This window comes from Caldivirga sp. MU80, from assembly GCF_001663375.1.
In the GTDB taxonomy this organism is placed as follows: Archaea; Thermoproteota; Thermoprotei; order Thermoproteales; family Thermocladiaceae; genus Caldivirga.
This window is the reverse complement of record NZ_LCTF01000060.1, coordinates 1-3,649: the sequence shown is the minus strand read 5'-3', so window position 1 is coordinate 3,649 and position 3,649 is coordinate 1. Positions and strand designations below refer to the sequence as shown.

Below are 3,649 nucleotides of genomic sequence, written 5' to 3'. Positions count from 1 at the left end.
GAGCCAAGCGTCATATACCCGGCCAGTGACCCATGGGTGACGGGGGTTGGTGGGACGACGCTCTATGCCACAATATCGCCAACGTTCATGGTAACCCGCACCGAGTACGCCTGGAACTGGAATCCACTCTTCATGTGGGGGACTGGTGGCGGCTACTCCTTCACCTTCCCGGAGACCATTGGCCAATCACTGATTGGCGCAACCTACGAGAGACCATTCGTCTACGAACCAGACCTGGGCATTAACTTCTACACCGTGGGCCATAGGGGAGTCCCTGATATAGCGGCTGACGCTGACCCATTCACGGGGGTTCTCATTGTGCTTAACGGCGTCATACCACCATACATAGTGGGTGGCACTAGCCTAGCCACACCATTATCAGCAGGAATGACAACCACGGTTCAAAGCACTGTACCAACCTTCACCATAGGTGATCTAGCCCCGACACTATACCTACTCTACGAGTACTACCCGAGCATGTTCTACGTCACGCAAACCACTGCGCCACTGCAGAGCTACTTAACCGGGATACCGGGCTTCATGTTCCAGTCCCTAGGTGGGCAGAACGGCGTCTACTGGGTTCTGCAGGGACGCTGGAACCCCGTTAATGGGCTTGGACAGATAAACGTCTACGGGTTAGACGGCGCATTAAAGCTTATTAGCCACAGGTAATTAAGTCGGTGATTCAAATTCGGTTAAAACCAAGAAATTATTCTTCCAATTAATGATCTGAATTCAACACCTTCACCTAGTTGTATCGTAAACTACCACCGTGGCATTATATACCAAGGGAGGGAACCAAGTAACCCCAATCAAAGCAGGGTAACCCCTAAGACCCCAGGAAACCCTTGCCGTCTCTCTGGAGGCGGTAGAGGCTTGGTGCCTCCACCGTCTCCTTCTCGACGGTCTCCCCGAGCCCCCTCACCGCAGTGGCTCCCCAACGGTCACCCGCGGTTCCCAGCCACTACGGGTCTCGAAAACCCAGGGTAACCAATTAAAGGCGTTAAGGCTAGGTTTATAAATCTAACCGGAGATTAACCATCAACAAAAAAACACCGCAAACAATCATGAAAACCGAAACAGCCCCTCAAAAAGGGCGGGAAAGGGGTTAGTCCGAGTAAGCTTTTTGCATTTCCCTAGGCGTTATTAAGTCTCGGCACATTTTCACTGGCGCTACTGGGGTTCGTGTGTTGGTTGCAACTGGGGGTTAATGAAACCAGGTGGGTGATGAGTAGCTTCATTGGTTCCAAGGCTTATTTTAACTGTTCCATGATGCCTGGTTAGGGGTTCTTTAAATAGGGGTGGTTGCCTGAGGGGCCTATGTCCAGTAAATCCGGGAAATACGGAATAACAAAACTACTGCCAATACTCGCAGTGGCCCTAGCCCTCACCCTACTGGGGGTGGGGCACGCGGTTAAGGCAATATCACTACCAGGCCCACCGGTCCCGCCGACGATAGTCATAACTAATCAAACCTACACAATATCACTAAACCTAGCATACGCCCAACCGCCGGTAACCTATGTAACTGGGCTTAACTCAACGTTACTGGGCATGTACCACCTACTCTACGACACGGTCCCAGCCTACTACGGTATAGCCGGTCAGACGATAACATTCTACATAGTTAACGCCTCAGACATAACATACCCCAACGGCACTCTGGTACCAGGCTCCTACCTAAGCTACTTCAACACGGCTATCTCAAGTGACATTGGCTTACTGGTTGGTGAGAGCTTTACAGTGACCACAAACAGTACAGGTGGCTTCACCTACAGCTTCAAGCTACCAATCTCCCCAAGCAGCCTAAACTACGCTTCATTCCTAGCTAAATGGATGGTCATAGTGACGCTTAACTACAAGGGCTACCAGTGGGTCATATTCAACTTCACCACTGCACCCAGCCTACTCGGTGACGTGCTTGGCAATTTAACTACGGCTGCATCTTCACCAACCACAGCCTACTTAGAGACCCCTAGCGGTGGGCAGTACATGATAATGGTGCCTGTTAACGGTACTACTGGCCAATACTACGCAATGTCCATGACCGGCCTGAACGTCGTATACATCTGGTTCGGTCTAGACCTAGTCACCACCGCACCAGCGGCTATGGTTTCGTCATCAATATGGTCTGATCTTGCCCTAACCTTCGCCGAGTACTACAGCGGAATACCGATAATAGTCAACTCCTCAGTCCCCTACAACCCAACTGCCACTCAGTTCAGCACAGGCATATATGGCGTCCAGTATGTTGCCTTCGGGCCCTTCATATACCTACCCGCCTTGATATTCCAGAACGGCCACCTGATCGGCTTCGCCCAGAGCGGTTCAAGTAACCCAGTCTACTTCACGATAAACGTGACCTACAGCTACTACAACCCAGGCACTCAGGGCACGGTAACAGTACCTGTCTACTCAACCACCAACTACGCCTTCCAGGGCTACTACAACAATGGCCTGTTGCTAGGCGGTACACTGGTTGGGTACGACTTCTTCTATGATGGATTCTTCAACGTAACGTCACTCGATGGGTATGGTCTTGGGGTTGTTGGGCCTCACTCTGAGGGCTTACCTGATCTGGTTATTGCAGGTGGCTTAATCACGATACAGGCTGTGAACATATTAGACATTAAGGGTAATTTACTGGCCAGTTCAACCTACATGTTCTCACCAACAGCATCATTCCTATTCGAGGTAACTCTAGGCCCACAGTACAGCCAGATACTGTACGGTCCATTACCAATAAGCTTCCTATTCCAAGGCTTCACAATACCAGCTGTCCAGTTTACTGGCACTGTTTACCCACCAACCTCACCAACGCCCATCCCAATTTCACCACACCACATGGCGCTTAGCATTGAGCTTCAAACCACTAGTGGCACTTGGGATGTGGCCTTCCTGAACCTATCAGCCCTAGTTAACCTCGCCATACAGAACAACACACCCAACGTGGTTATAGAGGACATTTACACTTCGCTACTCCCAGTCACATTCTTCGTTACCCAGTACACCCACGGCGTCCCAGCCACTAGCCAAGAACCGGTGCTTGTTGAGAAGGCTGAGCAGCTTAAGGCAGTACTCTACGCCGGCCCAAGCATAACCAGCCTAAGCCCACTGGCAACAGGCCAGGTGGTGTACCTAAGCGAGAGTGCCTTTGGTATTGTCGGGACCGTGGCGGTATTCCCAACACTACAGGTCTACCATATCGTTAACGGTTACCTGGCCCAGTCGCCCGTAGTTGAGTTACCTGTACCAACATTCATGGGTACATTCAGTTCATCATTGGTAACCGTGAGTAATGGTCAGTTAACTGTATCTTCGCCTGTTTACTACAACACCACAGCCACAGTCTACTTCAACCTACAGCTCTACTACGGCACAATAATGGTTGGTTCAGGTGTCTTCAGTGCAACTTACACATATAGCACCTCTGGCTTTGCACCAGCTGCCGTTAACAGCTACTTGATTGAACCAGTCTTCCAGGCTTACTATGCTAATGGAGCCAACAATACACTGTACGCTGTAGGCCCCGAGAAGCAGATAGCTGTAGCCACCGGTACTATACTATCTGAGACTGCCTACACGGCTGTGCAGGTTATGCTGTATAAGGTTGAGTTCGTTAACCTATGCAACCAGACCCTGACTCAGG

Annotated in this window: 1 protein-coding gene and 1 pseudogene; both read left to right on the top strand. The window is 50.7% G+C overall.

Features of this window, described 5'->3' with window-relative positions; genetic code table 11:
- Positions 1-672 (top strand): annotated as a pseudogene (locus AAX04_RS12235) (peptidase S53); the annotation flags it as partial.
- A gap of 648 nt (positions 673-1,320) precedes the next feature.
- Positions 1,321-3,649 (top strand): hypothetical protein (locus AAX04_RS11345; RefSeq protein WP_156519852.1); only part of this gene is annotated, 2,329 nt, incomplete at its 3' end.